Here is a 6431-nt window from a genome sequence, read left to right on the forward strand (position 1 = left end):
ATCCGCACATGCGGCTGTACAAAACCGGCTGGCTGGACGGTGGGCGCGGTCGTCATCAAGTCGTGGAATCGAACGCGCTTCGGCAAACTGCTATTGCGATCGGCGGCTCCTGTGCGATGCCCCTGCAATCGGGTTGTCTTCACGAAAGCCGGGGGATGTTTCCAGCGCTTAGGTCACCCTTCAGGTGTCTTCGAAGGTATTCGGGACCGCCGATTTCAAAAACTCGTGGCCATCCCAGGTTAGCCGCCAGTCGCTACCCACCGAGCGGACGAGATTTGCGTCGGCCAGCAGGTTCAACTGATACCCCACACCCCGGTTCGAAACATCGAACGCATCCTTGAGCGCGCCTTCAATGTCAAATTCGCTGAGGTGCGGGGATTTGTTTTCCTCGAGAGTTTTCAATATTGCGAGTGCCAGATTCATATCGCGTTTCACGATCTCCTCCTGTCGCAGATAGGACACGCATTGAAAGGGCGCCACGGGTACAACGTCCGCGCAATCGATGTGATTCCGGGTTCCCAACAGGCTCATGCCACGGTCCGAACGCGTAGGGTGAATTTCAACACCAGTCGCGAGCGCTGCCTGGGATTCAACGCTTCGGTCCCCTCATACCCTCGGTTTCCATCGCAGCATTCCGCTCTTCGCAGGCTTCAATGGGTTCCATGGTCTCGTCGATGGAAGCTGTCGCGCGTTCTGTGGCCGCCTTCGTTTCGTCGACGGTGGAACCGGGTCCTCCGTCGTCGTCGCTCGGGGGCTGCAGCATGTCTCGAAGCATGGCCTCCAACTCCGGCGTGTCCCACGGCGCGCCATGCTGTTCTCTTTTCTTTATGTAGTGCCTGACTTCTGCGTCCTGCTCCGGCGTCAGGGGAAGACCGCGAAATGTGCTTTGGGGGGTAGCGTCGGTCATGGTATTGCTCCGGAATTTATCCCATTTTAAGTGTAGCCCTGTTGTGGCCAACGAACCTCTGCTATCGGTCTGCGCATGGACTGATCCGTCCATTCGCATCGGCTCGTCCAGCGAGCGGACGTTGCAATCGGCACAGATACGAGCCCGGGCGCTTTGCGCACCAATGCAAATTGCGACGGGTCATGAAGGATGGCAGGACCTATGACAAAACTGTTCGGACAGTTTTCCATCGAGCGCGTGCACAAAAGCTGTACGCTGGTGATTCCCGACTGCGACAGGATCGGACCCAGATGAGCGGATGGCATTCGGTTTTCACAACCTCAGCCGCAGCTATGACGCACTTGGGCACTGCCTAACGTTCTGGGGTTATGACAACGTCGTGAAGGGGACCACGAATATCGGTATCGGACAGACGGGAGGGCGGAAGATGCAACTGATCGAACCGGATGAACGCCAGGCTTTCCTGGCGACCTTGCAGCGCAAGGGACTGACAGAAGGTGAATTCGACCTGCTGGAAACGGATACGACTGACCCCAAGGGCGACGAGAACGTCGGCCTGCAGGGATATGTCACCGTAACCAGACTATCAACACAAATTGCGAGGGAATACCCCATCGGCTTCGAAACCGGTTGGGTGCAGCATTTCAGACAGGATCTCGAAGCCGGCGTCTTCGATAAGCCGGAATGAGATCCCGCTGTTGCGGCGAACTCTCCGAGCGTAGCAAGCAGGTATGGCGAAGTGGACGCGGGATCAACGGCGGGGGAGGGAGTGATGTGGCCTTGTCGATCCGGAGCGATGCGGGCGGCATCGATCAGTAACCCCAAGGCATCCCAGAGCCCAATGCGCCTACGCGGCGGTCTTGACTGGTGTCAGCGTGGCCCTGCCAAGTCGCGCCCTGCAATCTCACAGGTGACCGTCCGCTTACGGGGCGTCGAGTTCGAGCGTCCGAAACTGTGGCCGATAGTTACCGCCTCCACCAAGCCAGATCATGATGTCCTCATACCATTCGCGGCGAACCTTTCCACAAGCTTTTGTGCGATGCCACAACGCTCGCCGCACCTTCATGTGGTATCAGATATAGACTGAAATTGACCTGTATTCAGGTTGCCGCATCGAGTGTCCCGAACGTGTGCGGAACGCGTGATTCAGAATCAGCGGAGGCTCAAATGGCGACTGCAATTATTACCCCCCGGAATGATGGCCCGTACCACATCAAGGGCGACTTCAAGATTACCACTCAAGGCGGGAAAAACATTGAGGTGGATAAGGACGAGGTCTGGCTGTGTCGATGTGGCCACTCGCAGAACAAGCCATTCTGCGACGGTTCGCACAAGAAGTACGAGTTCAAGAGCAATCTTGACGAACAGCCGCAGGAAGGTGAAACACCCTGATGCATCAGGCGCTGTCGACAAGTTCGGCGCGGGCTTCGCACACGCGTCAAGGCTGTGCATTGTCCCAACGAGACTGTGCGTGGTTTCACGCTGCCCGAGCGCGCGCAGGCATACAGGAAAAGCAGACGATGGGGGACGCGAGTGTCGCGGACATCGCTAACCGGAAGGCGCGTTCTTGCAGTGCTCGTACTCTGCCTAGGTGTTACGTGCCTGGCAATTGGCGCGCCGCTGCTGTTCGAGTTGTCAGTGATCAGCCGTGCCATGAGCGATTTTCGGCTGGATGAGGCAGTCGAAAACGCCCGAATTTCCCGTGGCGAAAAGCCTGCTATAGAGGATCTCCTTAACCCGCCATACCTGAAGCGATACGGCCTGGACCTGAACTTGTACACGGACAAGCACGGTCGTTTTTTGCCAACAGGCTCTGACTGGCAACAATGGGGACTTCGGACAAAGGCGGCGGCGACTGTGATGTGGCTGGGTCATGATCCACCCGGGACATGTTGGACCTTCGGTCAGATAAGGTGCGTCGACCGCTTTTACGAAGCTTATGGCGACAGCGAGCCGATCGTCGATGTCGCTGATGCTTGCCTCGGCGAGCCACATTGAGCAACGTATGTGCAATCGGGGAGGCGCGGCGGAGCAAGAAGATCGGGACTTCGCAAAATGAGCTGGATATCGCGCGCTTCCGGGACAAAACATGTCGCTGAACTCGCGCTGAAGATTGCCGGCTAGCGCCACCAACTCGACCGCGCACGTCTCGCCCGAAACCGATCGAACGTCACCCGCATCCGCAAGGCCCGCGCCCCCCCTTTTTCGTGTCCGCGGAATCCGTTCGTCGTTCTCGAAAGCGGACAGACAGCGCATCATGTAAGGTGGCACGCGGCTGCAATCGGCATCCGGCCTGAATGGCCGATGACTTGCCGGCAGACACCAGGGGACGAATGGCTGTTTCACCTTGGAAGCTGCCGTAAAAGTCACTCCGGGTCGAAGGGCAGTTCAGGGTCGTCTTACGCCACTCGCATAGACGCCGCGCGCGGCGATGCTCCGACATCTGCGTCGGACCCGGTGCGGCCATTTCCGGACCCACGGATTAGACTTGGAGATGTCTGCTGTTCCAGGCACAAGAGACGATCGGTTTTCAGCATCCCCCGGAAAGTGGTGTCGTCGGCCAGCTGCGGTTCGTAGGTGCATTGGGCACGCGTGGCATCGCATCGCGCACCAGGATTATTGATGGATCGGCTGAAGCGTCGATCTGCTTTCGTTAAGCCAGACGATAAGTTCATTAACACGCATGGCCTTCGCAAACAACCAGCCCTGTCCATACTGGACGCCTCTCTGCACCAGATATTCGACCTGGACATCGCGCTCGACGCCTTCCGCCACGATTTCCACCCCCAGTTCGTGTGCCATCTCGATGATATGAGGCGCGACGACGCTGGATGCTGCGTCTTGTGCAATGGTGTCGATAAATGACTTGTCGATTTTCAGGACATCGATCGTAAAGGTTTGCAGATACGACAGACTGGAATACCCGGTTCCAAAATCATCGATATAGACAGGGTGGCCAGCATCCCTGAATGCCGCTATTGTTTGCCGCGTTGCGTCGGCATCCATGAAGCTTCGCTCGGTTGCTTCGATTCTGACCTGAGCAGGTCGAATCCCCGTCTCCTGCAACCGGGCCGTAAGAACGTTCAGGAAACGGCGCGTCCGCAAATCCTCGCTGCTCACGTTGATTGAGACGTAGAACGAAGGACGCGTGCGCAAGAGCTTCGACAGCTCGTCAAGGGTCTTGTCCAGTACGAGGTCCGTCAACTGCTGAATCAGGCCGTTTTGCTCTGCGACCGCGACAAAAATTTCCGGCGAAATGTGGCGTCCGTTCAGGTTCCACCTGACAAGCGCTTCTGCGCCAACGCATTCGCCGCTCGTGAGGCGGACGATCGGCTGGAAAACCACGTCGAGTTTCTTGCGTGCTATAGCCCATTCGAGCGTCGCCGGGAAGGAGAGTTGCCGCGAAATTCGCCTGAACGCAATCCAGCCGAGCGCACCGCCGACAACGACACCAATCGAGAGCCACATCACAAGCAAACCCGTCCAGTAGCCCACGAGGCTACTGCGCGGGGATTTGACTACCACCCCGAGGGGCCGGCTTGACGAACGGGCGACAGCGTAGTGCCACTGTTCATTGTCCACGTGCCCAGCCAGCTTCCATGCGTTGAGGATGTCGTCGGCATCCGCACCCGGCGACAACGCAAGGATTGCGTTCGTCTCGACATTGATCACCGCGATCGGTCGTCGGGCGGGGTCGATAAGATCGACGTAGGACTGCGGGTCGATCGAGACATAGTGTCCGTTGCGGCCAATCTGGATATCCTGACGCTCGTCGCTGAGGGGGTTCTTATGCCTGAACCAGACCAGATAGCCGTCTTTGGTCCGCCAATCGGGCGCAGGCATCGTCAGTTGTTGCGCCCGAACGTCGCCTAAAAGCGGTGAGCACAGATAGCGTCCACCACCGTACGCCCCCCCGTCCTGCACGTATCGGTAGTTAAAAGACACGCGGGCAAACCGTGCGATCTGGGCGGGAGAGCAAAGACTGCCGGGGGCCGCCTCCATATCCGCAATAGCGGCGAATGCCTGGTAGGTGACAAGCTCCGTGCGCATCACGGCTTTCGCGGCGAACTGCTGCAAATCTTCCTGCTCGCGACGTTCTGCATCCTCGTCGGCGATATAGATGCTGGTCAGCACGGGGGCAACTGTAACTATGCAGCCCAGCGCGACAGAAGCAGAAATAAGCGACAGCCGCTTGATCATCTCGCAAGTCCCGTCGTGAATGACCGTAAGGGAGGCTTCGCGCCACATGCGGCATGCTCAGAGTCGAACGTATGAGATTACGATGCCAGCCTGAAGGATAGTATCTGGAGCTATTTTTTCAATGCGTCTGATTTATGCGCCCTCTATCCGCTCCAGGGCGAATGCGAGCGGCCGACCTCCGACGGTAAGCGGGCGTTTATCGCTTCGTCGCCCGAGTCGGCTTCGGGTCGGGGGCTGACCATCGAAGTCGCTAGGGCAAAGGAGCGAATCGACGCGGCGAGGTCGGCGGGCGTCAACGCAATGAAGGCGCGGCGTGCGCTGGCGTGCCTGGACCAGGAGCTCGCGGACGCAAAAAAGCGCATGATCGAAGAATTCCATCGCGTGCCCAGCAACCCGTACGCATAACGATCGACGGCGACAAGAGGTGAGGCACGACGGGCCGCTTTCGAGCGGCTTTTTCTTTGCCCAGCACCTGATTGCAAACTCCAATCAAGGCCAGAGCATTCCGCCGATCGGCGCGGTACTGAACGAATCGACGCGATGAAGTGGTTCACGCAGGCGCCGTCCGACCACGGCAAACTGAAGTACCTTATCCGACCGATCATGGCGCGTAAGACCTCACCTCGTTGCGGGCACCACGAGGCGCGCATTCTGTAAAGAACGAACGTCATGGAATGCTTGTTGCTTAGCCTAACCTGTCCAGTGCGCAGACGCTGGGGAGGAAATATGTACGGCCATTCTTGCGAACCGTATCGGGGGCACGGCGTTTACGTCGAGGTAACGGAGAATCAATCCGTGTCGTTCAACGGTACCGAGCGGCGTTACGCAGTCGCGTGGTACGTGTATAAGCGGGAGCCCTTCATCCAGGCAAACGTGATTGCACGTTTTGCCGAGTCGGTTGAATTTTTGTCCACTGACGAGGCAGTGCGTTACGCAGAGGGGCGCGCGCATACGTTCGTCGATTGCTCACGCGTCATCTCGAGGGAGTGACGTCACCACGCACAAGTGATGTGTGGCTGCTCCAGGTGCATGTTACGGTGTATCCATATGATCTCGCCGCAGACGCGGAAAAGCCGGTTGCATGGGCGGCGGGAAATTTTTTCGCAACAACGTGATCTACCGCGCAGTGTGACGCACAGGTACTCCCTGATTATTGATAGCGCTGACTCACCAGTGGCTGTATGAAGAAGTGGTCGGGACAGTGGCGTTTTGTGCCCCCGGCGTGAAAGTCCGATTTGAAGCCGGCGGAATGTCACCTGACGATAAGAGTGAGGTTGACCCGGTTCGACGGATAGATTTGCAGTTGAGTCTAATGCGGTGTGGC

At 58.0% G+C, this 6431-nt stretch carries 7 protein-coding genes; 4 read left to right on the forward strand and 3 right to left on the reverse strand.

What is annotated here, in order from left to right:
* Positions 1 to 180: 180 nt before the first annotated feature.
* Positions 181 to 435, reverse strand: coding sequence for a DUF2513 domain-containing protein (locus tag M0D67_RS41595; RefSeq protein ID WP_266243550.1), 255 nt, complete (start codon positions 433 to 435; stop codon positions 181 to 183).
* A gap of 154 nt (positions 436 to 589) precedes the next feature.
* Positions 590 to 907, reverse strand: coding sequence for a hypothetical protein (locus M0D67_RS41600; protein ID WP_063497946.1), 318 nt, complete (start codon positions 905 to 907; stop codon positions 590 to 592).
* A 427-nt stretch (positions 908 to 1334) separates the two neighbouring features.
* Here M0D67_RS41600 and M0D67_RS41605 point away from each other — a divergent pair, with 427 nt between their 5' ends.
* The 3 genes from M0D67_RS41605 to M0D67_RS41615 all read left to right on the forward strand — a co-directional run bounded on the left by M0D67_RS41605 (position 1335) and on the right by M0D67_RS41615 (position 2905).
* The gene (locus M0D67_RS41605) at positions 1335 to 1595 is read left to right on the forward strand and encodes a transcriptional regulator (protein WP_154566700.1); all 261 of its coding nucleotides are present in this window, start codon (positions 1335 to 1337) and stop codon (positions 1593 to 1595) included.
* 479 nt (positions 1596 to 2074) lie between these two features.
* The gene (locus M0D67_RS41610) at positions 2075 to 2299 is read left to right on the forward strand and encodes a CDGSH iron-sulfur domain-containing protein (RefSeq protein ID WP_063496116.1); all 225 of its coding nucleotides are present in this window, start codon (positions 2075 to 2077) and stop codon (positions 2297 to 2299) included.
* A gap of 246 nt (positions 2300 to 2545) precedes the next feature.
* Positions 2546 to 2905, forward strand: coding sequence for a hypothetical protein (locus tag M0D67_RS41615; RefSeq protein WP_233465162.1), 360 nt, complete (start codon positions 2546 to 2548; stop codon positions 2903 to 2905).
* Between the two features lie 618 nt (positions 2906 to 3523).
* On the opposite strand, the gene M0D67_RS41620 is transcribed toward M0D67_RS41615, so the two are convergent.
* Positions 3524 to 5155, reverse strand: a complete 1632-nt coding sequence (locus M0D67_RS41620) for an EAL domain-containing protein (protein ID WP_266243556.1) — start codon at positions 5153 to 5155, stop codon at positions 3524 to 3526.
* Between the two features lie 678 nt (positions 5156 to 5833).
* On the opposite strand from M0D67_RS41620, the gene M0D67_RS41625 reads away from it, so the two are divergent.
* Positions 5834 to 6097, forward strand: coding sequence for a hypothetical protein (locus tag M0D67_RS41625; RefSeq protein WP_154566696.1), 264 nt, complete (start codon positions 5834 to 5836; stop codon positions 6095 to 6097).
* The last annotated feature ends 334 nt before the right edge of the window (positions 6098 to 6431 follow it).

It is taken from the genome of Paraburkholderia sp. SECH4, from assembly GCF_030511745.1.
Taxonomy (GTDB): Bacteria; Pseudomonadota; Gammaproteobacteria; order Burkholderiales; family Burkholderiaceae; genus Paraburkholderia; species Paraburkholderia madseniana.